This window comes from Streptococcus sp. 27098_8_51, from assembly GCF_041432205.1.
In the GTDB taxonomy this organism is placed as follows: domain Bacteria; phylum Bacillota; class Bacilli; order Lactobacillales; family Streptococcaceae; genus Streptococcus.
This window is the reverse complement of sequence record NZ_JAPVZE010000001.1, coordinates 212905-238051: the sequence shown is the minus strand read 5'-3', so window position 1 is coordinate 238051 and position 25147 is coordinate 212905. Positions and strand designations below refer to the sequence as shown.

Genomic DNA, 25147 nt, shown 5'->3' with positions numbered 1-25147 from the left:
ATAATGAACTTATCATTATTAAGAGGTATGGACATGAAAGAAACTGTTTATTTTGGAACTTACACTCGTCGCTTATCTAAAGGGATTTACAAGGCAGATTTTGATACAGAAACAGGCCAGCTTGCAGATCTTGAACTCTTTGCTGCTGAACCAAGTCCGACCTACCTTGCCTTTGACCAACAGCAACACATATACACCGTAGGAAGCCAGGATGGCTTAGGTGGAATCGCTGCATACAAGACAGATGGCGCTTTGCTAAATCATGTGGTTGAAGAAGGCGCTCCCCATTGCTATGTGGCAGTGGATGAAAAACGTGGTCTCGTATACGGAGCTAACTACCACAAAGGCCAAGTTCTAGTTTATAAGCGCCAAACGGATGGTAGCCTCATCCAAACGGATCTAGATCAGCATAGAGGACAAGGCCCTCATGAAAACCAAACTTCTCCACATGTACACTTTACAGATCTAACACCTGACCAGTATCTCGTCACCTGTGATCTAGGTACAGATGAAGTAACGACCTACGATGTTAGTCCAGAAGGAAAACTAAGTAAGCTCCACACTTATCACGGCCAAGCTGGAGCAGGTGCTCGCCACATCGTTTTCCACCACCACTATAAGATTGCCTATCTCATCTGCGAACTGAATAGCACCATAGAGGTCTTGATTTATGATGGGGTTGGTGAATTTGAACGCATGCAAGTTATTTCAACTTTACCAGATGGATATGAAGGCTTTAATGCTACTGCTGCCATTCGTCTTTCAAAAGATGGAAAATACCTCTATGCATCCAACCGAGGTCATGATTCCATTGCAGTCTATACAATCCTCGCTGATGGTAGCTTGGAATTATTAGAGATTGTACCAAGCCATGGTAAAAATCCACGTGATTTCGACCTAACTCCTGATCAAGAGTTTCTCATTGCTGTTCATCAAGATTCTGATAACGCAACGGTCTTTAAGCGCAATCCTAAAAGTGGCCGTCTTGCAGAGCTTTCTAACGACTTCCATGTCCCTGAAGCAGTCTGCATCAACTTCCCACATTAAAAAAAATGAACTTGAGTTTCAAGTTCATTTTTTTTATAGTCTATTTCCGACATTGATACGGTTGATAGCACGTTGCAATGCGATTTTTGCGCGACGTTCTTGGTCAATCAAGTGCTTGTCATGGGCTTCTTCGATTTCTCGTTCAGCGCGAAGTTTCGCACGTTCTGCCCGACTGATATCAATATCACGAGCACGCTCTGCTGAGTCTGCTACAATAGTAATGATATCATTAGCAATCTCGATAATTCCTCCGTTCACTGCAATCCAGTTCACATGAGTATCATCATCGATACGTTTCACCTTCACTTCATCAACCGCTAAAACCGCAATCATATTTTCATGTCGTGGCAAGATCCCCATCTCACCATCCAGAGTTCGTACCGATACAAAGCTGGCATGGTGATCATAGACGAGGCCATCTGGTGTCACGATCTGGACAGTTAAATGAGCCATAGATCACCTCTTAAAATCCCATTTTTTCTGCCTTAGCAATGACGTCTTCGATTGAACCGACACCACGGAAGGCATCTTCTGGTAGCTGGTCATGTTTTCCTTCAAGAATTTCCTTAAAGCCACGAACTGTTTCCGCTACTGGTACATAAGAACCAGGTTGACCAGTAAATTGTTCTGCAACGTTAAAGTTTTGAGACAAGAAGAACTGGATACGACGGGCACGTGCAACCAAGGTTTTTTCTTCATCAGAAAGTTCATCCATACCAAGGATAGCAATGATATCTTGCAATTCATGGTAACGTTGAAGGACACGTTTGACTTCCGCAGCAACTGCATAGTGCTCCTCACCAACAATCTCAGGTGCCAAGGCACGAGAGCTTGAAGCCAACGGATCAACGGCTGGGTAGATACCCAACTGTACCAACTTACGTTCCAAGTTTGTTGTTGAATCCAAGTGAGCGAAGGCTGTTGCTGGCGCCGGGTCAGTATAGTCATCCGCAGGCACATAGATGGCTTGGATAGAGGTTACAGAACCCTTCTTAGTTGACGTGATACGCTCTTGCAATTGACCCATTTCAGTAGCAAGTGTTGGCTGGTAACCAACGGCTGAAGGCATACGACCCAAAAGGGCAGATACTTCTGAACCAGCTTGAGTGAAACGGAAGATATTGTCGATAAAGAGAAGCACATCTTGGCCTTCTACATCACGGAAGTATTCGGCAATTGTCAAACCAGTAAGGGCAACACGCATACGTGCTCCAGGTGGTTCATTCATCTGACCAAATACCATGGCTGTTTTCTCGATAACGCCTGATTCTTTCATTTCCCAGTAAAGGTCGTTCCCCTCACGAGTACGTTCCCCAACACCGGTAAATACTGAAATACCACCGTGTTCTTGGGCAATGTTGTGAATCAATTCTTGGATCAAAACTGTTTTACCAACTCCGGCACCACCGAAGAGTCCAACTTTCCCACCTTTAAGGTAAGGGGCAAGAAGGTCGATAACCTTGATCCCTGTTTCCAAGATTTCAGATGAGGTAGACAATTCATCAAAAGTTGGAGCTTTCTTATGAATTGGCTGACGCTCAGCGTCTTCAGCGAAAGGAGCATCCAAGTCAATGGTATCTCCCAAAACGTTGAAGACACGTCCCAAAGTTTCTTTACCTACTGGCACGGAGATTGGACGGCCTGTGTCCAAAACTTCCATTCCACGAGTCAAACCATCTGTTGATTCCATGGCGATCGTACGGACCATACCATCACCCAACTCCAAGGCTACTTCAAGGACGATTTTTGTTTTTCTTTCGTCATTTTTGTAGACGACAAGTGCATTATTAATCTCAGGAAGTGTTTCCCCTGCTGCAAACAAGACGTCTACAACGGGTCCGATAACCTGAGCAATTTTACCTGAACTCATCTCCTTCTCCTATTCTATATAAGATACTGTCGGTTCCTAGCTCAACTAGGTCCTAAGTTCATTTTGATACGAGGGAGGCAAAGCCTTATTCTAAGGCACTAGCCCCCGCTACGATTTCTGTAATTTCTTGTGTAATCGCCGCCTGTCTAGCACGGTTATACTGGATTGTCAAATCATTGATGACCTTTTTGGCATTATCGGTCGCCGTTTGCATGGCGGTCATACCTGCAGCATTTTCAGCTGTCTTGGCATCGATAATAGCCCCGTAAATCATACTTTCGGCATACTGTGGCAACAACTGCTCTAGAATCTCATCACGGCTCGTTTCTAACTCAAAGGTCAAGCTATACTCTTCATCCGCTTCATTTGGATCCAAGTCAACAATCGGAAGCATTTGTTCCACACGCATTTGACTTGTGAGAGTATTGACATGATGGTTGTAGCAGACGTACAATTCATCAAAAAGTTCGTTTTGGTACATCTCAATCGTTTTTGAAATAATTTTACGAACTTCATCAAAACTAGGTTGATCTGCCAAGCCACGTAGTTCATAGATTGGCTGAATACCACGAGCCTTAAAGAAATCAGCTCCCATCCCACCGATACAGATTATCTCAAAATCTTTACCATCTGGATGGTATTCTTCTTTCAACTCCATAACGGCTTTAAGGATGGAAGCATTATAACCTCCAACCAAGCCACGGTCTGAAGTGATAACGATATAGCCTGTTTTCTTAACTGGGCGACTGATGAGCATCGGATTGGTTGAACCACCAGATCCGTTACCATGCAGAATATCCGTCAAAAGCTTACGAACTTTCTGAGCGTAAACTTGGAAGTTGCGCGCTGCTTCTTCAGAGCGACCTAACTTGGCAGCCGATACCATTTGCATGGCATTAGTGATTTGACTCGTATTTTTGGTTGAGGCGATTTTTGTTTTAATATCATTTAGAGATACTGCCATCTGACACCTCTATTCTTATTGGAAGCTGGATTGATTGAGAAACTCTGTAATCGCAGCATCCAAGACTGCTTCTTCTGGCAAGTCTTTTGTTTCACGAATGGTTTCCAAAATCTCTGGATAATGAGCATCAAAGAAAGCATGGAACTCTTCCTCAAAACGAACAATGTCATCTACAGGAATCGTATCCAAGAAACCATGTGTCAAAGCATAGAGAATGGTTACTTGTTTCTCAACAGGTAGTGGTTTATGGACAGGTTGTTTCAATACTTCCACAGTACGACGGCCACGATTTAACTTAGCCTGTGTTGCTGCATCCAAATCAGAACCAAACTTGGTGAAGGCTTCCAACTCACGGTATGAAGCAAGGTCGATACGGAGTGTACCAGCTACTTTCTTCATAGCTTTAATCTGTGCCGACCCCCCTACACGGGATACAGATGAACCCGCATCAATGGCTGGACGAATACCCGCATTGAAGAGACCATCACCAAGGAAGATTTGTCCGTCAGTGATAGAAATCACGTTGGTTGCGATATAGGCAGAGATATCTCCTGCTTGTGTCTCGATAAATGGTAGGGCTGTAATAGATCCACCACCAAGTTCATCAGAAACCTTAGCTGAACGCTCAAGCAAACGGCTATGAAGGTAGAAAACATCCCCAGGGAAGGCTTCACGACCTGGTGGACGACGAAGCAAGAGGGAAAGTTCACGATAAGCGACCGCTTGTTTTGAAAGATCATCATAAACGATTAAAACATGCTTCCCTTGGTACATAAACTCTTCTGCCATAGCAACCCCAGCATAAGGAGCTAGGAAGAGCAATGGAGAAGGTTGTGAAGCAGAGGCTGTCACAACGATTGTGTAGTCCAAGGCACCGTACTGACGAAGTGTTTCAACTTGCGTACGAACAGTTGACTCTTTTTGCCCAATCGCTACATAGATACAGATCATATCTTGACCTTTTTGGTTCAAAATAGCATCAATAGCGATGGTTGTTTTCCCTGTCTGACGGTCACCGATAATCAACTCACGTTGACCACGACCAATCGGAACAAGGGCATCAATAGCTTTCAAACCTGTTTGCAATGGTTCTGATACAGACTTACGTTGCATAACGCCAGGAGCTGGCGCTTCTACTGGACGAGACTTATCAGTATGGATTTCTCCAAGACCGTCAACTGGACGACCAAGCGGGTCGACAACACGTCCAATAAGACTCTCACCGACAGGAACTTCCATGATTTTACCCGTGCGACGGATAGTGTCTCCTTCACGGATATCCGTGAAGTCACCGAGAATGATGATCCCAACGTCTGTTGATTCCAAGTTTTGCGCCATACCATAAGAGCCGTTTTCAAAAATCAAGAGCTCTCCACTCATGGCATTTTCAAGGCCGTGGGCACGCGCAATACCGTCCCCGATATAGGTTACAACACCAGTTTCAGTCACATCAAAAATGGGTTTGAAATTTTCAATTTGTTGCTTAATTAAAGCGCTGATTTCTTGTGCGTTAATTGCCAAAAGAACACCACTTTCTATTTCAAATTTTCTTTAACAACACGAAGTTGCTGTTTAATACTCACATCAATTGTCTTGTGATTGGCAAAAATGACAAAACCACCAATGAGACTTTCATCGATTTGTTCTTTGATAGTCCGAACTTTCAGAGACATTTTTTTCTCAATCAAAGGAAGCAATCGCGCCTTCTGGTCATCTGTTAATGGATGAGCGGAGGCAATCGTTACTTCAAATCGATTCGTTTCTTTTTCAAGTCGACTCAAACAATCTACAATTACTTCATAAAATAAATTTGCTCTGTGATTGTATAGCAGCACCTGAAAAAAGTTTTGCATTAATGGTGACACTGAGTCTTGGAAGAAACGAACGGTTTTTTCCTTATCCGACTCACCTACTGCCACTTGACCTAAAAAAGAAGGCAAGTCTGTTTCTTCTGCGACTTGCTTGATTTGAGCTAAGTCAGAAAAGATACGGTCTTCTTCTCCCTTTTCAATCACCAATTGGACAAAAGGCATGCTGTATTTTTCAATTACCTTTACTGTCTTTTTGTCCATTAAGCTTCTCCTAGCTGATCGATGTACTGATCAATGAGTTCTTTATGGGCTTGTCCGTCAAGGTTTTGTGAGATGATTTTACCAGCGAGACTAATCGTCAAATCTGCTACCTCACCCTTAACGCTTTGTAAAGCTTCCGCTTTATTTTGAGCAATTTCTTGGTTAGCTTTTTCTTTCAAGCGTCCTGCTTCCAGTTTCGCCTCAGCCAAGATGTCAGCTCTACTTTTCTCAGCTGTTTCCTTTGCATTCTCGATAATTGTCTTAGCTTCCGAACGGCTACCTGCCAACTCAGCTTCACGTTTGCTAGCGAGTTCTTCGGCCTTCTTACGGGCAGCTTCTGCTCCGTCAATATCTGAAGAAATTTTTTCAGCACGTTCATCTAAAATATTGGTAAGATTTCCCCAGGCATATTTTTTCACTAAAAAAATTAATAAAAGGAAGGAACCAGCGATAAGAATAAAGTCACCAATAATGGTACTAATAGTTAAATCCATCTTCTAATCCTCCTCTACTTACTCTTCCCCAGCATTTATCTTCTTACCAATGTACATCGATGACAACATGGTAAAGACATAGGCTTGAATACATGAAATGAAAATCGAAAAGGCTGTCCATAACATGTTTGCGATAAAGGCAAAAGGATACCAATACAAAGCATTTTGTGACAAGGCTAATAGCAATCCAGCTAAGACCTCACCGGCAAAAATATTTCCGTAGATCCGAATCGCCAAGGAAGCAAAATTGGTGAACTCTTCTAAAATGTTCATCGGAGTCATAAAGCCAGGTGTAACAAATGCTCTCAAATATTCTTTAACGCCTCTACGACGAACTCCTTCTACATGGGCGATCAAAGTGATCAAGAATGATAGGGATAAATCGTATCCAAGGTTGGCTGTTGGGGAAGTCCACAAGTTATAACCGTTTGTTGTTTGTACTTTTGCCATTAAGCCGATATTATTGGCAACCAAGATAAACAGAAATAGAGAAAACAGAAATAAGGAATAATCCTTGATGTATGATTCTCCAATGTTTGGTTTGGTAAAACCAATCACAAAGTCGTAAATCATCTCAAGAGCATTTTGTTTGCCCTTTGGACGGATGGTCATTTTACGACTTGCCCAGTAGACAAAGGCAAAAACCATCAAAACAGTTACAAGAGACATGGCAAGCAGGGTCAAATCAAAGGATATTGGTCCAATATTAACGGTTGGATTCAAACTTTCTTCCATGGTTTGACACCTCCATTTCTAAATAGAGTTGTCTATTTAATGACAAATGACATCGCCAAGGTTACAAAGAATGTTCCTTCGATAAAGGCAATCCCCATGATCATCAAACTACGCAATTGTGGGATGATGTCTGGTTGGCGTGCTGCAGACTTGAACAAACCGTTCATCAAAAATCCTTCTGCAAGGGATACACCCATACAGGCAAGACATAGACCGAAAAATGTTAAATTCATGATGAATTCTCCTTTTTATTTAAATTTACTTCCTTAGTTTAGTCCTAAAATTTGTTTTTGTCAACTTTTTACTAACATTGAAAGCGTTTCATATGATTTATTTCTATTTTTGCTGTTTTTACCCCATTCTATAGAAAGTTTTTCCATTTTAGATTGCGAATTTTTCTTGATTTTACTCTATTTTCTGAAACAAACTGAAAAATCCAAGTTAAGAACTTGGATCGATTCATTTTATTTAAAATAGTAGGAATAGTGTTGTTTACAACCTGGATTAAATGGTGCACTGCAGTAAGGACAAGCCATCTGTTTTTGGTAATCTTGGAAAGTCATTGTCCTCTTACAACCCCCACATAAGATCGGTCGATCCTCAGAAAGCATCAAGGGATAGGGCGAAAACAAATGCGTTTCCATAGCATTGTGGCACTGATAACAAGCATAGTATTTTTTACACTCATAACACTGGAGGGAAACGATATCCTTTTCACCATGGTAATGAATACATCTACCTTCATTATCAACTAACAAACCTTGTGCTTGATTCATTCACATTTCCTTCTCTAGGCACGAACTGTAACGCTGGTTCCATCTTCCTTATAGAGATTGATAAGACCTTCCTTGAGAGCGCGGACCATGTCCCCTGCTTGAACAGGTTGTGGGACCTTGATTGTCAAGAGTTCCATTGGATTTGGAGCACGGTCGATTTTATTGCCCTTGGCATCATGAAGGTCTTCGATATAAGTCTCAAAATGACGGAAACCTGGTCCATAAAACTCAACTTGGTCACCTTCGTTGATTACGTTCCGTTGACGAATGGTTGCCGTTTTAGTCGCATCATCATAAGCAACCACTTCAGCGACAAACTTGTATTCAGGAATTTTACGACGTGCGCCAAATAACTGTTCATTTTCAGACGGCGTACCGTAGTAGAAACCTGTTGCCAGTTCACGTTGAGCAACCTTCCACATCTCGTCCACCAAGTCTTGTTTGATAGCCTCAAACTTCTCAGGGCTTTCTAGATAAGCATCCACAGCCGCCTTGTAGCAGTTTGTTACTGTCGAAACATAGTGAATCGACTTCATACGACCTTCAATTTTAAGACTGTCTACACCATTTTCAATCATATCCGGGATATGGTCAATCATAGACATATCGACGGCAGACATCGAAAATTCTTCTGGGATTTCACCTTTAAGACTCTTGCGTTCTTGACCAAAGGGCATGTCGTAGAGGTCGTATTTCCAACGGCAAGACTGAGAACAGCCCCCGCGGTTAGCATCTCGCATACTCATGTGGTTTGAAAGCGTACAGCGACCTGAGTAAGAAATACACATGGCTCCATGGACAAAGGCCTCAATCTCAACATCTGTACGTTTGCGAATCTCTGCCAATTCTTCCATGGAAACTTCACGGGCCAAAACCACGCGAGTTAGACCAAGTTCTTTCCAGAACTCTAGAGTTTCATAGTTAGTTGCACTGGCTTGAGTTGAAAGATGGATTTCTAGACCTGGTGCTTCTGTTGCTGCAATCATAATCAAGGCCGGATCTGACACGATAACTGCCGCAATTCCGATGTCACGCAACTTACGGAACCATTCGCCTGCACCAGCTTCGTTTCCTTCGTGCATAACCATGTTAGCAGCCACATAGACCTTGGCACCGTACTTAGCAGCGAACTGCACGCCTTCTTCCATCTGTTCAAAGGTGAAGTTTCCTGCACGGCTACGAAGACCATAGGCCTGCCCACCGATGAAGACTGCGTCCGCACCATATTGAACAGCTACTTTCAGCTTCTCTAAAGTTCCTGCAGGTGATAAAACCTCAGGACGTTTTAATGTTTTTGTCATTTTTTCTCCTATTTGCAATATAAAAGTTTGACGTTTTTCCTTCTCATTTTATAGTAAATAATAGATAAAATCAAGCATAGACAGATTGTTTTGACAATTCTAATCTTTTCTAAAATAAAAAACTAGCCTTTCTAGACTAGTTATTTTCAAGATAAAATTCAAAGCGCTCGCCCACGTATTGACTCTTTACATACTCGAAAGCCGTCCCATCTTCAAGATAAGAGACCTGAGTCAAGGCTAAAATGGCATGCCCTTTCTCGACTTCTAAGTAATGGGCAATCTTTTCCTTAGCCAATCTCGCATAAATTGTCTGTTGGGATTTTCCAATTCGGTAACCATGTTCTTGCAAGGTCTGAAAGAAATGACTGGTTACTTCTTCTTTTTTAAAATTCTTAATAAACTTTTCGGGGATAGAAGCTACTTCATAGACCAGAGGAACTTGATCAGCGTAACGCACCCGTTCCATTCGAATAATATTCTCTGTCGGAGTAATCCCTAGTTTAGCGACCTCTTGCTCATTTGGAATGGTTCTTCTGTAAGAAATGAGCTGACTAGAGGGAACTTTCCCTTGGGATTTGACAATCTCCGTAAAACTAGTGGTTCCCCGCATTTTTTCTTGAACTCGAGTGCTAGAAACAAAAGTCCCACTTCCTACACGACGCTCCAAAACCCCCTCCTCAACCAAGAGAGAGATGGCTTGGCGTAATGTCATCCGGCTAACTTGAAACTGTTCAGCTAAATCTCGCTCACTTGGAAGTCTCTCTCCAATTTTCCAATGATGCTCATCTATATCCTTCTTGATCTGATCGTGGATTTTCATATAAGCTGGTAACATGATTCTCACTTCTTTTCTTTATTTTCTCCATTGTACCGTATTTGCTAAGAAAAAGTCAAACTTTGCCTTGTTTAGTTGGTAATTCGCCCCTATTTGTGATAGAATATTGAAAAAGATATTTCTTTTGAGAAAGGAAAAAGATGAGCAACATTTCAACTGATTTGCAAGATGTCGAAAAAATCATCGTGCTGGACTATGGTAGCCAATACAACCAGCTGATTTCACGCCGTATTCGTGAAATCGGTGTTTTTTCAGAGCTAAAAAGCCATAAAATCTCAGCCGCAGAGGTTCGTGCGATTAACCCTGTAGGGATCATCCTCTCTGGTGGACCAAACTCTGTATACGAAGATGGTTCATTTGATATTGACCAAGAAATTTTTGAACTGGGCATTCCAATTTTGGGAATCTGCTATGGTATGCAACTTTTAACTCATAAACTTGGAGGAAAAGTTGTACCTGCAGGTGATGCTGGTAACCGCGAGTATGGCCAATCACCACTTACCCATACCACTTCTGCCCTCTTTGAAGGGACTCCTGAAGAACAGATTGTTTTGATGAGCCATGGCGATGCTGTTACAGAGATTCCAGCTGATTTCGTTCGTACTGGAACTTCTGCTGACTGTCCTTATGCAGCTATTGAAAACCCTGACAAGCACATCTATGGTATTCAATTCCACCCAGAAGTTCGCCATTCTGTATACGGGAATGATATCCTTCGCAACTTTGCCCTTAACATCTGTCAGGCTAAAGGCGACTGGTCAATGGACAACTTCATCGATATGCAGATCAAGAAAATCCGTGAGACTGTAGGTGACAAGCGTGTTCTTCTCGGCCTATCAGGTGGTGTTGACTCTTCTGTCGTTGGCGTTCTTCTCCAGAAAGCAATCGGCGATCAATTGATCTGTATCTTTGTTGACCACGGTCTTCTCCGTAAAGGGGAAGCAGACCAAGTTATGGACATGCTTGGTGGTAAGTTTGGGTTGAATATCGTCAAGGCAGATGCTGCTAAACGATTCCTTGATAAACTTGCAGGTGTTTCTGACCCTGAACAAAAACGGAAGATTATCGGAAACGAGTTTGTTTATGTCTTTGATGACGAAGCAAGTAAGCTAAAAGATGTGAAATTCCTTGCTCAAGGAACACTATACACTGACGTGATTGAGTCTGGAACTGATACTGCTCAAACTATCAAGTCACACCACAACGTTGGTGGACTTCCAGAAGATATGCAGTTTGAATTGATTGAACCATTGAACACTCTTTATAAAGACGAAGTCCGTACCCTCGGTACAGAGCTTGGTATGCCAGACCACATCGTATGGCGCCAACCATTCCCAGGACCAGGACTCGCTATCCGTGTCATGGGTGAAATCACTGAGGAAAAACTAGAAACTGTTCGTGAGTCTGATGCTATCCTACGTGAAGAAATCGCTAAAGCTGGTCTTGATCGTGATATTTGGCAATACTTCACTGTCAACACAGGCGTTCGTTCAGTCGGTGTTATGGGTGATGGTCGTACTTACGACTACACCATCGCCATTCGTGCGATCACTTCTATCGATGGTATGACAGCTGACTTTGCCAAGATTCCTTGGGAAGTCCTTCAAAAGATTTCAGTACGTATCGTAAACGAAGTAGACCACGTTAACCGTATCGTCTACGATATTACAAGTAAACCACCCGCAACCGTTGAGTGGGAATAAACCAATCAAACACAAAAGAACTCTGAATCTGATTCAGAGTTCTTTTTTAGGTAAGGAAAGCACTTCTGCTTTCCTTTTTTATTTACGTTTTTTCTTGGCTTTTTTCATTTTGTTAGCCATGCGTTTCATAGACTGTTTCATGGCAAATTCACCGATTTTACCTTTAAGTCCACCACCGAACATCTGGCTCATATCTGGCATGCCTGCTCCTCCGAGACCTGACATATCCGGCATTCCACCTTGTCCCATCATGCCTTCAAGGGCAGACATATCCATCCCTCCCATATTTGGCATATTTTTTGGAAGGTTATTGGGATTGATTCCCATTTGTTTCATCATCTTGTTCATATCCCCAGACATGACACCTTGCATGAGCTGTTTGGCCTGATTAAAGTCCTTGATAAATTTATTGACTTCGACAAAGGTATTTCCAGAACCAGCAGCGATACGGCGGCGACGACTTGGATTTAACAAATCAGGATTTTCGCGTTCTTCAGGTGTCATAGAAGACACAATGGCACGTTTGCGCGCAATCTGTCGCTCATCCACCTTCATATTTTGAAGGGCAGGGTTGTTAGCCATACCTGGAATCATCTTGAGCAAGTCTTCCATTGGCCCCATGTTTTGAACCTGATCCAATTGATCAATGAAATCATTGAAATCAAAGGTGTTTTCACGCATTTTCTCAGCCATTTCAAGGGCTTTTTGCTCATCGTATTCCTGAGAAGCTTTCTCAATCAAAGTGAGCATATCCCCCATACCAAGGATACGGCTTGACATACGGTCTGGGTGGAAAGTTTCTATATCTGTTATCTTTTCACCCGTACCAGTGAACTTGATAGGTTTTCCAGTGATGTGACGAACAGACAAAGCTGCACCACCACGAGTATCCCCATCAATTTTGGTAAGAATAACACCAGTCACTTCTAACTGAGCATTGAATTCACGGGCAACATTAGCCGCTTCCTGACCAATCATGGCATCAATGACGAGCAGGATTTCGTTTGGTTGAGCTAAGGCCTTAACGTCACGAAGCTCGTTCATCAAGAGCTCATCAATCTGCAATCGACCTGCCGTATCAATCAAGACATAATCGTTGTGATTGGCCTGGGCTTGCTCCAAACCTTGGCGAACAATCTCAACAGCTGGCACTTCTGTTCCAAGTGCAAAAACAGGGACATCGATTTGTTGTCCAAGTGTTTTCAACTGATCGATGGCTGCTGGACGATAAATATCTGCCGCAATCATCAAAGGACGAGCATTTTCTTCTTTTTTGAGTTTATTAGCCAATTTACCAGCAAATGTCGTTTTACCAGCCCCTTGCAAACCGACCATCATGATAATGGTTGGAATTTTTGGTGACTTGATAATTTCTGCCGTATCGGAACCTAAAACAGCTGTCAATTCCTCATCAACGATTTTGATAATCTGTTGGGCTGGATTGAGGGTATCAATGACCTCGTGTCCGACTGCACGTTCACGAACCTTCTTGATAAAGTCCTTTACAACAGGCAAAGCAACGTCGGCTTCCAGCAAGGCCAAACGAATCTCTTTGGTTGCTTCCTGGACATCAGCCTCAGATATTTTTCCTTTTTTACGTAGATTTTTAAAGACGTTCTGTAAACGTTCTGTTAAACTTTCAAATGCCATTTTTTTCTCCTATGTTTCATTAATTCGGTGGAAAACGTCCAAAATCTTGTAAACAAACAAGTTCTTCTGGAGTGACTTCTTTCATTATCTCATTTGGATATCCCCAACAGCTAAATCCCTCTTGAAGAGCTCGAAAGATAGAATCAGACGAGAGGATTTGTAGCCTTGTGGGAAAAGGAGTCTCAGCAGCTAATAGTTTACAGGGTATACCTTTGTAGATGACTATACTCCCCATACTTATTCTCTATTATCAATACTTGTTAAAATTTCTATCTGCTCCTGCAGAAAGTCATCCTTGGGATAACGCTCCAAGATCTGGTCAAAAATCTGACTGCGGACAATGTAGTCCGAATACATGTGCAGTTTCATCTCATAATCTTCTAGAATCTTTTCCGTCCGCTTGATATTATCATAGACAGCCTGACGACTGACACCGAACTCTTCAGCAATCTCAGCAAGACTATAATCATCAGCATAATAGAGTTCAATATAGTTCATCTGCTTGTCTGTCAAAAGCGCCGCATAAAATTCAAAAAGGGCGTTCATACGATTGGTTTTTTCGATTTCCATAACTTTTATTATACCAAAAAAACTATTATACTGCTAGAGTAGAAGCACTTCAAATAGAGTAAGGAGAAGAAAAAAAGAACCTTGCAAGGCAAGATTCTTTTAGTGTCTGACTTAAATAATTGTTCTTCTGGGAACTTAATCGAATTAAGCTTCGATTTCTGTAACCATACCTGAACCAACAGTACGTCCACCCTCACGGATAGAGAATGTAGTACCTTGTTCTACGGCGATTGGGTGGATCAACTCAACGTCGATAGTCACGTTATCACCAGGCATTACCATTTCAGTACCTGCAGGAAGTTCGATTGAACCTGTAACGTCAGTAGTACGGAAGTAGAATTGTGGACGGTAGTTGTTGAAGAATGGAGTGTGACGTCCACCTTCTTCTTTAGTAAGGATGTAGACTTCACCTTTAAATTTAGTGTGTGGGTTGATTGAACCTGGTTTAGCGATAACTTGTCCACGTTCGATTTCGTCACGTTGAACACCACGAAGAAGGACACCTACGTTATCTCCAGCAAGACCTTCGTCAAGTTGTTTACGGAACATTTCAACACCAGTAACAACTGCTTTTTGAGTTTCTTCTTTGATACCAACGATTTCGATTTCGTCGTTGACACGAACAGTACCACGGTCGATACGTCCTGAAGCAACTGTACCACGTCCAGTGATTGAGAATACGTCTTCGACTGGAAGAAGCAATGGTTTTTCAGTGTCACGTTCTGGTTCTGGGATGTACTCATCAACAGTGTTCATCAATTCCATGATGATGTCTTCGTATTTAGAGTCACCTTCAAGAGCTTTAAGAGCTGAACCTTGGATAACTGGAAGATCGTCACCTGGGAAGTCGTATTCTGACAAGAGGTCACGGATTTCCATTTCAACCAATTCAAGCAATTCTTCGTCGTCTACCAAGTCAATTTTGTTCATGAAGACGATAAGGTGTTTAACACCAACCTGACGTGAAAGAAGGATGTGCTCACGAGTTTGTGGCATTGGTCCGTCAGTTGAAGCTACTACAAGGATAGCTCCGTCCATTTGAGCGGCACCAGTGATCATGTTTTTAACGTAGTCCGCGTGTCCTGGAGCGTCGATGTGAGCGTAGTGACGTTTTTCAGTTTCGTACTCAACGTGCGCAGTGTTGATAGTGATACCGCGTTCGCGTTCTTCTGGAGCAGCATCGATAGACGCATAGTCTTTAGGTTGGTTAACTGCTGAAGGCAAGCGACGTGCCAATACAGTTGTGATAGCTGCAGTCAAAGTAGTTTTACCGTGGTCAACGTGTCCGATAGTACCAATGTTAACGTGTGGTTTACTACGATCGTATTTTTCTTTTGCCATTTGAGTAAAAGCCTCCAATAAAATATATTTTATAGATAGACAGTAGGCAATACAGTCTAACTTTCCTTACTATTTTATCAAATTTCTGCTAAATTGCAAGTGTTTTACACATATTTTGTCAATTAATCTAAATCTTATCAAATCCTGTTCTTCTGCTTCTTTATGGCAATATGAAATCAAACTTCTCTTTGTTTGGAAGATAATACTTTCATCAAAAAAATCAGGTCTCCCTGATTTTAATTTGATTCTGTTTTTTCCAGTTCCTTAGCTTCTTTATGGTTTTCATATAATTTCGCTAGGAACTTAGTAATTTCTTTAAAAATAGAGTAAGTAGGTACTGCTACGACCATCCCTATGACACCGTAGATATTACTTGACAGTAAAAGGAGCACCAAAATCGTAATCGGATGCACTTTCATAACCCCTCCAACGATACGTGGATAGAGAACATTTCCGTCAATCTGCTGAATAATGAGCATATAAGCAACCGCAATCAACATACGATGAGGATCTGTGAACACATTGGCAATCACCATTGGAATCAAGCCAATACTTGGACCAACATAAGGAATCAAATTTGCGATTCCAGAAAAAATAGCAAAAACTAGGGCGTACTTTAATCCGATAACGCTATAGCCAATATAGGCTAAACATCCAATAATAACCGCATCAATCGCAATTCCACTGATATAGCGCGCTATGGTTGTATTGAGATTGGTTAAAAGGCTAGAAAGATTCAATTTGTCATGTTTTAAGATGGTACGTTCCAACATTGGTAGCAACTTATGACCATCCAACAAGAAATAAATCAAGAATACAGGGGTCATAATGAGAATCAGAACCGTACTAAACAAAGCTGAAAGAACGCTTCCTAAACTGTTGCTGACGCTATTAAGGATATTCTGGAGGATATCCACATAGGAGAGATTCAGTTGTTGAATTGTTTGTTGAATATCAATATTTTGGAAGACTGGATTCATGGACAAATCGATGATCAAATCTTGTAGTCTACTATAGATGTTTTGACTAGAAATAATCAAGCTGGTCAACTGATTAATCAAAATCGGCAAGAGATAAACGACCCCTACAACGATAGCACCAATCAAGGCACAAAGAGTGACCAAGACACCAATTAGACGATTGATCTTACATCTCTTTTCTAAGAAAGTAACGACTGGATTTGTAATGTAGTAAAAAAATCCACCAAGCAAAAATGGAATCATGATGGTATTCACAACTGTCACGAAGGGAGTAATGATGGCTCCCATTTCTCTCCAAAGATAGAAAATCAGTGTTAATAATAAAATTTCAGCTGTCCAAAAAAATAATTTGTTTCTGCGGAACATAGGTATCCTCCTTCTCTCTATTTTACCACATTTCTGAAAAAGATAAGATGGCTTTAGTAAAAAAGCGAGAATATTTTTTTTCTTTATGATAAAATAAAGCTAATATGAAAAAAATAATTTTATCTTTTATGACACTTTTAGTTTTTGGAGCAGCTTCTACTGTTTCTGCTCAGGAGTTTGATGTTGCTGCTAAACATGCTATTGCTGTCGAGGCTACAACTGGAAAAATCCTCTATGAAAAAGATGCAAATCAGCCTGTAGAAATTGCTTCTATTACAAAACTAGTTACAGTTTATCTGGTCTATGAAGCTCTGGAACAAGGAACTATCAGCCTATCTACACCTGTTGATATTTCGGACTATCCTTACAAACTTACAACTAATTCTGAGGCGAGTAACGTCCCTATGGAAGCTCGAAATTATACTGTTGAACAACTATTAGAGGCTACAATGGTATCCAGCGCAAACAGTGCTGCGATTGCGCTAGCAGAAAAGATTGCTGGTTCTGAGAAAGACTTTGTAGACAAGATGAGGGCTAAACTTCTTGAATGGGGAATTCAAGATGCAACTATTGTAAACACTACTGGTTTAAATAATGAGACCCTTGGCGAGAATATCTATCCTGGTTCAAAGAAAGACGATGAAAACAAGTTGAGTGCCTACGATGTTGCAATCGTCGCTCGTAACCTCATCCGAGATTATCCTCAAGTTTTGGAAATCACCAAAAAGCCAACTTCTACCTTTGCAGGGCTTGAAATCCACTCAACCAACTATATGTTGGAGGGAATGCCTGCCTATCGTGGTGGTATTGATGGACTAAAGACAGGTACTACTGATAAAGCTGGTGCTTCGTTCGTTGGAACAACTGTTGAGAAAGGGATGCGTATTATTACGGTTGTTTTGAATGCAGATCAACAAGATACCAACCCTTATGCACGTTTTACTGCTACTTCTGCACTTTTAGATTATATTTCTGCAAACTTTGCCTTAAAAACCGTCGTTCAGAAAGGTGAAGCATACAACGATAGTAAAGTAACAGTTCTGGATGGTAAAGAAGATAATGTGACAGCTGTCGCTAAGTCAGACATTTCCATCGTCCAACGCATCGGTAGCGGTACTACACCAGCTCTCCAATTCACACCGAAATCAACATCAGAAATGGCTCCATTGGAAGAAGGCAAGGTTGTTGGTACTCTAACCTATGATGACCAGGATTTGGTCGGCCAGGGCTATCTCACTTCTGACAAACCATCTTTTGAAATGGTTTCTGAAAAGAAAGTTGAAAAAGCCTTCTTTTTGAAGGTTTGGTGGAATCAATTTATCCGCTTTATCAATGAAAAACTATAAAAAAATCGCGAAAAATCGCGATTTTTTCTTTATTTCATTTCTTTAAAAGCCGCTTCTGCATCAGCATTGCTAATAGCACCAAATTGGATTTTTCCGATTTTACCTTGACTGTCAATCAAGTATTCTGTTGGAATACTACGAATTTGGTAGGCTTGGAAGGTAGTTGCTTGCGTATCATATAGAACTGGAATATCCTTGTATCCTTGTTCTTGATACCATTTTGGAAAGTCTTGAACTGTTTTTTCACCTTGTAGACCAGGTGCAATGACACTCAAGATTTCAAAGTCTCGATCTTGTTTGGCAGCTAATTCCATCAGCTCAGGCATGCTTTTTTTGCATGGTCCACACCAAGAAGCCCAGAATTTTAAATAGACCTTTTTCCCTTTATAGTCTGATAACTTCACTTCTTTGCCATCCATAGACTGCAAGGTAAAGTCTGGCGCATCCTTACCGACTGCTATTTGTTGTACAGCAGGTTGTTTGGGACTGCTTGTCTGTTTGGTTTCTTTTTCACCACAGGCAATCAACAAGAATAGAGATATGAGGCTCAATCCAGCAAAAATAACTTTTTTCATTTTTTTCTCCTTTTATCCAAGAATTCCTGACAAGGCATTTAACTGCCCTAGCATTAATAATAATCCCATCAAAATAATCAAAGCTCCCCCGATTTTCTTTAGTAGAATCATATGGGGTTTTAATTTACTAAAATAGGGCATAATCCAGCCCGAAGCCAAGGCCAAAACAATGAAAGGAAGGGCCATTCCCAATGTATATACTAATGTTAACACGGCTCCTTGCCAAGCACCATTGCCACCGGAAGCTGCTAGGGCCAAGACTGAACTTAAGACTGGTCCGATACAAGGGGTCCAACCAAAACTAAAGGTTATCCCAAGTAAAAAGGCTGACAGATAGTGATTAGACTTTGATTGTTTAAAGGTGACTGTCTTTTGAACTTCCAGTTTATTGAAATGCAAGATTTCCATCTGATGAAGTCCTAAAAGAATAATGACTATTCCCATAGCATAACGAAACCAGTCTGCATAGAGCATGTGCCCTAGGAATCCAGCTCCAAATCCTAAAATAAAGAAAATGAGGGAGATTCCTGCAATAAAGCACAAGGTTCGAATTAAGCCTGACCATGCAACGTCTCTTCCAAAAAATCGAAAGCTTTTCGAATTCCCCTGATCATCCAGTAAAATACCAGCATAGACAGGTAGCAAAGGAAAGATACAGGGTGAAAAGAAGGACAGGATACCTGCTAAAAAAACGGATACTAGAAATATAATCGACTCCAACGAATTACCTACTTTCTCAAAATTCTAATCCTATTGTACTACAAAAGAATAAATTTGTAAGAAGTCTGCTACGCTTGTTTATTTTGACTAAATTTGACACAAAAAAAGGAGCTAAGCTCCTTTTTTTAATACGTTCCTTCTTCACCTTGACTAGTCAAGATAACAGGACCGTCTTTGGTAATCACAAACTGGTGTTCATATTGGCAAGACAGGCCGCCATCGATGGTTTTATGAGCCCAGCCAGTCTTCATATCTGTATCAATTTCCCAGTCACCAGTATTAATCATGGGTTCAATGGTTAGTACCATTCCTTCACGGAGACGGAGTCCACGGCCTGCAATACCGTAGTTAGGAACCATTGGCTCCTCGTGCATTGTTGGACCAACACCATGACCAACCAAATCACGAACGACACCGTAACCGCGACTTTCAGCGTATTCTTGAATGGCTGCACCAATATCACCGATACGATTGCCGACAACTGCTTGCTCAATTCCTACATACATAGCTTCCTTGGTTACGTCCATAAGGTTTTTCACTTCTTCAGACGGTGTACCAACCGCATAAGCCCAACATGAGTCAGCTAAACCACCAGTATAACTTTGGGTGTATTTTTTCATTTGCTCAACATTGTTGAAGTTAAGTTTAGAGACATTGAGGTCGGATTTGGCAATCGGACCACCCAGTACCATGTCAACCTTGAGCAAATCGCCATCTTTCAAGATGTAATGACGTGGAAAAGCGTGAGCTACTTCGTCATTGAGAGAGCAACAAGTGGCATAGGGGTAATCCATGACAGCACCATCCACACCAATCTGTAAGGGAAGGAAATTTTCCTCTTTGCAACGTCGACGAACGTACTCTTCAACTTCCCACATATCCACGCCTGGCTTAATTAAATCACGTAAGCCAATATGGATACTTGCTAGGAAATCACCAGCCTTGTCCATGGCTTCGATTTCACGTGCTGATTTTAAAGTTATCATTTTTTCTCCTAGATTCTAATTGATTTTCACTGTAACATTTGCTTTTGATACAATCTGATGACCATGATAAATATCATAATCAATAATAGCTGAGCGTCTTGTGTGATGAATAATCCGAGCCTGAATTCGCAGAGTATCATCAATCTGAACAGCCTGCAAGAAATAAATCAACATCTGCTCTATGATGAGATTGCGCCCACTATTGACAACGAGATCTTGGGTCATATGGTTGAGGATTTCAGCCAAGACTCCATTAGCAAGGACCCCATTTTTCTCCAACATGAAAGGCTCAACAGTAATGACGACCTCATCATGATGATAAGAGAGTTTTTGCCCGATTTGCTCGGAGAAAGTCGGCAAAGCTGAAACTTGGGAACGACTCATCTTTTCCATGACATCTCGTCGTGTTACGACACCGAGTAAGGTTTGGTTACTTCTGACAACGGGAACCATCTCAAAGTCTTCTGCAATCATCCGTTGACTGACATTGGCAATATTGGTCGCTAAACCTGTTACGAAGATACTTCGTGTCATCACCTTGTCAATCGTTGTACTGGGAGACTTGTCTCCTGCGTCACGCATGGTAACAACTCCAACAACCACTTGGTGTTGGTTAATGACTGGGAAACGACTACTTCTGTTCTTACGGACCAAGTCTAGATAATCTTTGACCGTATCCGTTTCTCTCAAAAAACCATACTCATGACTGGGACGATAGAGCTTTTCGACTGTCAGAATATCGGTTTTGATTTGAACATTTGAGAGGACTTTGTTAATCATGGTCGCTACTGTAAAAGTGTCATGTTTACTTCTTAGAACTGGAATCCCTTTTTTATTAGCCAACTCAAGAACATCGTCCTGCACATGAAAACCACCTGTTACAAGGACTGCATTTTCATTTTCCAAGGCTAAAAGTTGAATGCGAGTGCGGTCTCCTACGATCAAAAGACCACCATCATGGAGATAGGACAGGATATTTTGCTCTGTCATAGCTCCAATGGAGAATTTGCTAAACTCTCTCTCCAACCCTTCCTGACCAGCTAAAACTTCAGATGAGGTGACCTCAGCGATTTCAGCATAGGTAAGCCGCTCAATAGCCACTTTCTGGGACTTGACTCGTATGGTTCCACTACGTGGCCGAGTTTCAACAATTCCACGATTTTCAGCTTCTTTGATAGCTCGGTAGGCTGTTCCGTCACTAACACCTAGGTGATTTGAAATACTACGAACACTAACTCTCTTCCCAATTGGTAACTCTTCCAGATAAGACAAAATTTCCTGGTGTTTACTCATTGAACTCTCCTTTTACGTAACGAAATTCAAGATAGTCCCTCATTTTTCGTGTATAGCGATCGCTCCCCTTAAACTGTCGGAAGAGACTAAATCCCGATTTTAAGGCTACTTTTTGGCTAGCTTGATTCTCCAGATGAGTGATGATGGATAATTGTTTTAAACCAAATTCTTCAAAAGAAAGGTGACAGAGTTTGCTAACAGCCTCTGTCATAAAACCTTGCGACCAAGCATCTTTTTTTAAGAAATAACCAATTTCTGCTTCTTTTTTGATTTCATCGATTTTTTCAAATTTAATGGAGCCAATCATTTCCTGATTTCCTTGGAGACAAATTGCCCAAACACCTAGAGGAGCCTTCATAAAATAGTTAGCAAGTGCGTACTGACTTTCTTCCAAACTTGCTTGACTGGGAAAAATAAACTGCAAATTCTCAGGGTTTGAAGCAATCTCGAAAAACGCTTGACTGTCACTAAAAAAGAAAGGACGCAAATACAAGCGCTCCGTTTCAAAAAAAGAAAACATTGCTAATTTGGTCCAAATATTCATAATCACCTCAACGGCTTAGTCTTCAACGAGTGTAATATCCGCTCCAAGACTACGCAATTTTTCAATAATATCTGAGTAGCCACGAAGGATAAACTCAATATTCGTAATTTCAGTCTGGCCTTGAGCCATTAAGCCAGCGATGACAAGTGCAGCACCAGCTCGCAAGTCTGTAGCTTTTACACTTGCCCCGTGTAACTTACGACCACCGTTGTAGATAATGTGATCGTTTGTAGTCGTAATATCCGCATCCATTTTCGCTAATTCAAAGACATGATTAACACGTTTCTCATAAATCGTATCAATAATGGTTCCACGACCTTGAGCAGTTAGTAAAAGTGGCGTGATAGGCTGTTGCAAATCAGTTGCAAACCCAGGATAGGGTGCAGTTTTGATATTGATGGCCTTCAAATCGGACTGTTCTTCAACGAAGATGCTGTCTTCTGAGACCGTCATACGAACGCCCATTTCCTCTAGTTTGGCGATAAAGCCTTCTAAGTGTTCATAGAGAACGTTGTTGATACGAATTCCTTTTCCTACCGCTGCAGCAAGTGAAATATAGGTTCCAGCTTCGATACGGTCTGGAATAACTTGGTGACGAGTCCCATGAAGTTTCTCGACACCATCAATAATGATAATATCAGTCCCTGCACCACGAATATGGGCCCCCATGTTGTTCAAAAGGGTAGCAACATCGATAATTTCCGGTTCACGAGCCGCATTTTCAATGACAGTACGCCCCTTAGCTTTAACCGCAGCAATCATCGTGTTAATCGTTGCTCCAACGCTGACGGTATCCATGTAAATACTTGCGCCATGAAGCCCCTTACCTTGGGCAGATAAATTCATATTATCTCCCTCATAGCTGACCTTAGCACCCATGGCTTCAAAGGCTTTTAAGTGAAGGTCAATCGGACGAGGTCCCAGATCACATCCACCAGGAAGTCCAACTGTAGCTTCACCAAAGCGACCTAAAAGACTTCCGTAGAAATAATAAGATGCACGCAAGCTATTAATCTTGCCATAAGGCATAGGAATGTTTTGAACACCTCTTGGATCAATCTCCAAGACATCATCATAACGCTTAACAGTCGCCCCCATAATCTCCATAATTTCGACAAGACTAGCAACGTCTGAAATATCTGGAACACAATCTAAAGTGACAATATCATCTGATAAGATAATAGCTGGAATAAGCGCTACAACACTATTTTTAGCACCACTAATGGTGATCTCACCTTGCAATGGACGTCCACCATTGATGACAATTTTTCTCATGTTTTACTCTTTCAAAATTTACTAAAAAGGTCTTTTCGTTCTATTATACCATAATTTTCAGTTTTTTCCCATTCCTATTTACTAAATACCATCTCATTTTGATAAAAAAAGACCTATCACTCAAGCTTTTCAGCCTGAAATGATAGGTTTTTGTGTTAGATTAGCGTACAGTGCGGATGCGCATTGTGTTTGTACGAACAGCTTCGCCAAGTGGTACACCTGCAACGATAACAATATCATCACCAGATTCTACCAAACCTTGCTCAACTGCAATTCTTTCAGCGAGATCAAACATATCATCAGTGTTTGATGGGCGATCAGTGGTTACTGGAATAACTCCCCAGTTAAGCATCAAACCACGCTCAGTCAATTCATCGAAAGTGATTGCCAAGATATCAGCATCTGGACGGTATTTAGAAATCAAACGAGCAGTGTGACCTGTCTTAGTAAGAGTAACCACCAACTTGATATTCATAGAATTTGTCGCATCCTTAACAGCTGAAGCCATAACCTCAGTCTTAGAATTACGTGACAAGTTAACAGATGACAAGCGACCGTATTCTTTTAAAAGAGTTTGAGCATTCTTGTCAATTGTTGCCATTGTACGAACAGACTCAAGTGGATATTTACCATTTGCAGACTCACCTGAAAGCATTGTAGCGTCGGTTCCGTCGATAACAGCGTTAAACACATCTGATACTTCTGAACGCGTTGCACGTGGTTTTTCAGTCATAGTTTCAAGCATGTTTGTTGCTGTGATAGCGACTTTACCAGCTGCATTTACTTTTGTAATAATCATTTTTTGGTAAACTGGAACCATTTCGAATGGTACTTCAATACCCATGTCACCACGGGCGATCATGATACCGTCAGCAGCTTCAATGATTTCATCCAAGTTGTCAATACCTTGTTGGTTTTCGATTTTCGCAAACAATTGAACGTGACCATTACCAGTTTCTTCACAGATTGCACGAACTTCGTTAACGTCTTTCGCAGTACGTACAAATGAAATCGCGATGAAGTTGATACCTTGTTCCAAACCGAAACGGATATCATCGTTATCACGTTCAGCAAGAGCTGGGAAAGGAATTTTAGTGTTAGGGATGTTTACACCTTTTTGTTTAGCGATAATTCCGTCGTTTTCAACTTCAACTTCAAACTCACGAGTTGCATCGTCTTTTGCAACAACGCGAAGACCCAATTTACCATCGTCAACCAATACTTGACGACCAACTTCAACATCATCGTAGATATCAAGAGCACCAGCAACGTTCAAAGCAATCACTTCACGAGTTGATTTGATTCCTTGTTTAGTTGCAACACGGATTTTTTCACCAGTTTTGTAAGAGTACTCTTTTGCGTCACCTTCAAACAATTCTGTACGGATTTCAGGTCCTTTAGTATCAAGAAGGAAACCAACTTTTTTACCTGCAAGTTTTTCGGCAAGTTTAACAGTTGCCATACGCTCACCTTGTTCTTGGTGGTCACCGTGTGAGAAGTTGAAACGGAAAGTGTTTGCTCCTGCTTCAATCAGTTTAGCAATGTTTTTAGCTGAAGCTTCAACATCAAGTTTTTCACCCCAGTATCCGTCTTCACCGAATTTTTTACCACCACGGATTTCAACCGCAGGACCTAAAGTTGCAACGATTTTTACACGTTTGTTCATGATTTTTGTGACTCCTTTATATAATTCGACCTTTTATG

General features: G+C 41.4%; 26 protein-coding genes. 3 read left to right on the top strand and 23 right to left on the bottom strand.

The features are described from left to right. Positions 1–33: 33 nt before the first annotated feature. Positions 34–1047, top strand: coding sequence for a lactonase family protein (locus O3622_RS01150; protein WP_000665595.1), 1014 nt, complete (start codon positions 34–36; stop codon positions 1045–1047). A gap of 33 nt (positions 1048–1080) precedes the next feature. Here O3622_RS01150 and O3622_RS01145 read toward each other — a convergent pair whose 3' ends face one another. The 11 genes from O3622_RS01145 to O3622_RS01095 form a co-directional block, all read right to left on the bottom strand. Next, positions 1081–1500 carry a F0F1 ATP synthase subunit epsilon gene (locus tag O3622_RS01145; RefSeq protein ID WP_000940836.1) on the bottom strand — a complete coding sequence of 140 codons (420 nt, stop codon included), beginning with the start codon at positions 1498–1500 and terminating at the stop codon, positions 1081–1083. 10 nt (positions 1501–1510) lie between these two features. Continuing rightward, on the bottom strand, positions 1511–2917 hold the full coding sequence (gene atpD / locus O3622_RS01140) for a F0F1 ATP synthase subunit beta (RefSeq protein ID WP_000094372.1): 1407 nt from the start codon (positions 2915–2917) through the stop codon (positions 1511–1513). Positions 2918–3002: 85 nt separating this feature from the next. Next, positions 3003–3881, bottom strand: coding sequence for a F0F1 ATP synthase subunit gamma (locus O3622_RS01135; RefSeq protein WP_000301228.1), 879 nt, complete (start codon positions 3879–3881; stop codon positions 3003–3005). Between the two features lie 15 nt (positions 3882–3896). Beyond that, positions 3897–5402, bottom strand: coding sequence for a F0F1 ATP synthase subunit alpha (gene atpA / locus O3622_RS01130; RefSeq protein WP_371606906.1), 1506 nt, complete (start codon positions 5400–5402; stop codon positions 3897–3899). Positions 5403–5416: 14 nt separating this feature from the next. Further along, positions 5417–5953, bottom strand: coding sequence for a F0F1 ATP synthase subunit delta (locus O3622_RS01125; RefSeq protein ID WP_000359021.1), 537 nt, complete (start codon positions 5951–5953; stop codon positions 5417–5419). Next, positions 5953–6447 (bottom strand): F0F1 ATP synthase subunit B, encoded by a 495-nt coding sequence (gene atpF / locus O3622_RS01120; protein WP_000366311.1) that lies wholly within the window; start codon positions 6445–6447, stop codon positions 5953–5955. The genes O3622_RS01125 and atpF overlap by 1 nt, the downstream gene beginning before the upstream one ends. A gap of 18 nt (positions 6448–6465) precedes the next feature. Continuing rightward, positions 6466–7182: a F0F1 ATP synthase subunit A gene (gene atpB / locus O3622_RS01115; RefSeq protein WP_000392937.1), complete on the bottom strand. Its 717-nt coding sequence runs from the start codon at positions 7180–7182 to the stop codon at positions 6466–6468. Between the two features lie 32 nt (positions 7183–7214). Then, a complete protein-coding gene (locus tag O3622_RS01110; RefSeq protein WP_001054551.1) occupies positions 7215–7415 on the bottom strand; it encodes a F0F1 ATP synthase subunit C in 201 nt (66 codons plus the stop codon). A gap of 231 nt (positions 7416–7646) precedes the next feature. Further along, a complete protein-coding gene (locus O3622_RS01105) occupies positions 7647–7958 on the bottom strand; it encodes a CHY zinc finger protein (protein ID WP_033629853.1) in 312 nt (103 codons plus the stop codon). A 14-nt stretch (positions 7959–7972) separates the two neighbouring features. After that, on the bottom strand, positions 7973–9259 hold the full coding sequence (locus O3622_RS01100; protein ID WP_371606905.1) for a U32 family peptidase: 1287 nt from the start codon (positions 9257–9259) through the stop codon (positions 7973–7975). Positions 9260–9395: 136 nt separating this feature from the next. Further along, a complete protein-coding gene (locus O3622_RS01095; RefSeq protein ID WP_033629854.1) occupies positions 9396–10094 on the bottom strand; it encodes a GntR family transcriptional regulator in 699 nt (232 codons plus the stop codon). A 140-nt stretch (positions 10095–10234) separates the two neighbouring features. Here O3622_RS01095 and guaA point away from each other — a divergent pair, with 140 nt between their 5' ends. Further along, the gene (gene guaA / locus O3622_RS01090) at positions 10235–11797 is read left to right on the top strand and encodes a glutamine-hydrolyzing GMP synthase (protein WP_371606904.1); all 1563 of its coding nucleotides are present in this window, start codon (positions 10235–10237) and stop codon (positions 11795–11797) included. A 78-nt stretch (positions 11798–11875) separates the two neighbouring features. On the opposite strand, the gene ffh is transcribed toward guaA, so the two are convergent. The 5 genes from ffh to O3622_RS01065 form a co-directional block, all read right to left on the bottom strand. Further along, on the bottom strand, positions 11876–13447 hold the full coding sequence (gene ffh / locus O3622_RS01085) for a signal recognition particle protein (protein WP_000863609.1): 1572 nt from the start codon (positions 13445–13447) through the stop codon (positions 11876–11878). Between the two features lie 19 nt (positions 13448–13466). After that, positions 13467–13682: a hypothetical protein gene (locus O3622_RS01080; protein WP_000534887.1), complete on the bottom strand. Its 216-nt coding sequence runs from the start codon at positions 13680–13682 to the stop codon at positions 13467–13469. 2 nt (positions 13683–13684) lie between these two features. Continuing rightward, entirely contained in the window at positions 13685–14017 is a 333-nt protein-coding gene (locus tag O3622_RS01075; protein ID WP_000402066.1) for a putative DNA-binding protein, read from the bottom strand. Positions 14018–14161: 144 nt separating this feature from the next. Next, a complete protein-coding gene (tuf, locus tag O3622_RS01070; RefSeq protein WP_001040720.1) occupies positions 14162–15358 on the bottom strand; it encodes an elongation factor Tu in 1197 nt (398 codons plus the stop codon). Between the two features lie 236 nt (positions 15359–15594). Further along, positions 15595–16704 (bottom strand): AI-2E family transporter, encoded by a 1110-nt coding sequence (locus O3622_RS01065; RefSeq protein WP_000489828.1) that lies wholly within the window; start codon positions 16702–16704, stop codon positions 15595–15597. A 104-nt stretch (positions 16705–16808) separates the two neighbouring features. On the opposite strand from O3622_RS01065, the gene pbp3 reads away from it, so the two are divergent. Then, positions 16809–18050 carry a D-alanyl-D-alanine carboxypeptidase PBP3 gene (gene pbp3, locus O3622_RS01060; protein WP_049485222.1) on the top strand — a complete coding sequence of 414 codons (1242 nt, stop codon included), beginning with the start codon at positions 16809–16811 and terminating at the stop codon, positions 18048–18050. Between the two features lie 29 nt (positions 18051–18079). Here pbp3 and sdbB read toward each other — a convergent pair whose 3' ends face one another. The 7 genes from sdbB to pyk form a co-directional block, all read right to left on the bottom strand. Then, positions 18080–18625 carry a thiol-disulfide oxidoreductase-associated lipoprotein SdbB gene (gene sdbB / locus O3622_RS01055; protein ID WP_200371499.1) on the bottom strand — a complete coding sequence of 182 codons (546 nt, stop codon included), beginning with the start codon at positions 18623–18625 and terminating at the stop codon, positions 18080–18082. Between the two features lie 12 nt (positions 18626–18637). After that, positions 18638–19345, bottom strand: coding sequence for a thiol-disulfide oxidoreductase-associated membrane protein CcdA2 (gene ccdA2, locus O3622_RS01050; RefSeq protein WP_002875594.1), 708 nt, complete (start codon positions 19343–19345; stop codon positions 18638–18640). 125 nt (positions 19346–19470) lie between these two features. After that, the gene (locus tag O3622_RS01045) at positions 19471–20331 is read right to left on the bottom strand and encodes a methionyl aminopeptidase (protein WP_049485226.1); all 861 of its coding nucleotides are present in this window, start codon (positions 20329–20331) and stop codon (positions 19471–19473) included. Positions 20332–20346: 15 nt separating this feature from the next. Beyond that, the gene (spxR, locus tag O3622_RS01040; RefSeq protein WP_200371502.1) at positions 20347–21624 is read right to left on the bottom strand and encodes a CBS-HotDog domain-containing transcription factor SpxR; all 1278 of its coding nucleotides are present in this window, start codon (positions 21622–21624) and stop codon (positions 20347–20349) included. Continuing rightward, positions 21617–22168, bottom strand: a complete 552-nt coding sequence (locus O3622_RS01035) for a GNAT family N-acetyltransferase (protein ID WP_049505737.1) — start codon at positions 22166–22168, stop codon at positions 21617–21619. Before O3622_RS01035 ends, spxR begins: the two co-directional genes overlap by 8 nt. 15 nt (positions 22169–22183) lie before the next feature. Beyond that, on the bottom strand, positions 22184–23443 hold the full coding sequence (locus O3622_RS01030; protein ID WP_001227106.1) for a UDP-N-acetylglucosamine 1-carboxyvinyltransferase: 1260 nt from the start codon (positions 23441–23443) through the stop codon (positions 22184–22186). 160 nt (positions 23444–23603) lie between these two features. Next, positions 23604–25109 carry a pyruvate kinase gene (gene pyk, locus O3622_RS01025; RefSeq protein WP_001042815.1) on the bottom strand — a complete coding sequence of 502 codons (1506 nt, stop codon included), beginning with the start codon at positions 25107–25109 and terminating at the stop codon, positions 23604–23606. Between the last annotated feature and the right edge of the window lie 38 nt (positions 25110–25147).

Bases quoted from the DNA above. Each gene is read 5' to 3' on its own strand.
- O3622_RS01150 (WP_000665595.1), top strand. From the start codon at position 34: ATGAAAGAAACTGTTTATTTTGGAACTTACACTCGTCGCTTATCTAAA.
- O3622_RS01145 (WP_000940836.1), bottom strand. From the start codon at position 1,500: ATGGCTCATTTAACTGTCCAGATCGTGACACCAGATGGCCTCGTCTAT.
- atpD (WP_000094372.1), bottom strand. From the start codon at position 2,917: ATGAGTTCAGGTAAAATTGCTCAGGTTATCGGACCCGTTGTAGACGTC.
- O3622_RS01135 (WP_000301228.1), bottom strand. From the start codon at position 3,881: ATGGCAGTATCTCTAAATGATATTAAAACAAAAATCGCCTCAACCAAA.
- O3622_RS01125 (WP_000359021.1), bottom strand. From the start codon at position 5,953: ATGGACAAAAAGACAGTAAAGGTAATTGAAAAATACAGCATGCCTTTT.
- atpF (WP_000366311.1), bottom strand. From the start codon at position 6,447: ATGGATTTAACTATTAGTACCATTATTGGTGACTTTATTCTTATCGCT.
- atpB (WP_000392937.1), bottom strand. From the start codon at position 7,182: ATGGAAGAAAGTTTGAATCCAACCGTTAATATTGGACCAATATCCTTT.
- O3622_RS01110 (WP_001054551.1), bottom strand. From the start codon at position 7,415: ATGAATTTAACATTTTTCGGTCTATGTCTTGCCTGTATGGGTGTATCC.
- O3622_RS01105 (WP_033629853.1), bottom strand. From the start codon at position 7,958: ATGAATCAAGCACAAGGTTTGTTAGTTGATAATGAAGGTAGATGTATT.
- O3622_RS01100 (WP_371606905.1), bottom strand. From the start codon at position 9,259: ATGACAAAAACATTAAAACGTCCTGAGGTTTTATCACCTGCAGGAACT.
- O3622_RS01095 (WP_033629854.1), bottom strand. From the start codon at position 10,094: ATGTTACCAGCTTATATGAAAATCCACGATCAGATCAAGAAGGATATA.
- guaA (WP_371606904.1), top strand. From the start codon at position 10,235: ATGAGCAACATTTCAACTGATTTGCAAGATGTCGAAAAAATCATCGTG.
- ffh (WP_000863609.1), bottom strand. From the start codon at position 13,447: ATGGCATTTGAAAGTTTAACAGAACGTTTACAGAACGTCTTTAAAAAT.
- O3622_RS01080 (WP_000534887.1), bottom strand. From the start codon at position 13,682: ATGGGGAGTATAGTCATCTACAAAGGTATACCCTGTAAACTATTAGCT.
- O3622_RS01075 (WP_000402066.1), bottom strand. From the start codon at position 14,017: ATGGAAATCGAAAAAACCAATCGTATGAACGCCCTTTTTGAATTTTAT.
- tuf (WP_001040720.1), bottom strand. From the start codon at position 15,358: ATGGCAAAAGAAAAATACGATCGTAGTAAACCACACGTTAACATTGGT.
- O3622_RS01065 (WP_000489828.1), bottom strand. From the start codon at position 16,704: ATGTTCCGCAGAAACAAATTATTTTTTTGGACAGCTGAAATTTTATTA.
- pbp3 (WP_049485222.1), top strand. From the start codon at position 16,809: ATGAAAAAAATAATTTTATCTTTTATGACACTTTTAGTTTTTGGAGCA.
- sdbB (WP_200371499.1), bottom strand. From the start codon at position 18,625: ATGAAAAAAGTTATTTTTGCTGGATTGAGCCTCATATCTCTATTCTTG.
- O3622_RS01045 (WP_049485226.1), bottom strand. From the start codon at position 20,331: ATGATAACTTTAAAATCAGCACGTGAAATCGAAGCCATGGACAAGGCT.
- spxR (WP_200371502.1), bottom strand. From the start codon at position 21,624: ATGAGTAAACACCAGGAAATTTTGTCTTATCTGGAAGAGTTACCAATT.
- O3622_RS01035 (WP_049505737.1), bottom strand. From the start codon at position 22,168: ATGAATATTTGGACCAAATTAGCAATGTTTTCTTTTTTTGAAACGGAG.
- O3622_RS01030 (WP_001227106.1), bottom strand. From the start codon at position 23,443: ATGAGAAAAATTGTCATCAATGGTGGACGTCCATTGCAAGGTGAGATC.
- pyk (WP_001042815.1), bottom strand. From the start codon at position 25,109: ATGAACAAACGTGTAAAAATCGTTGCAACTTTAGGTCCTGCGGTTGAA.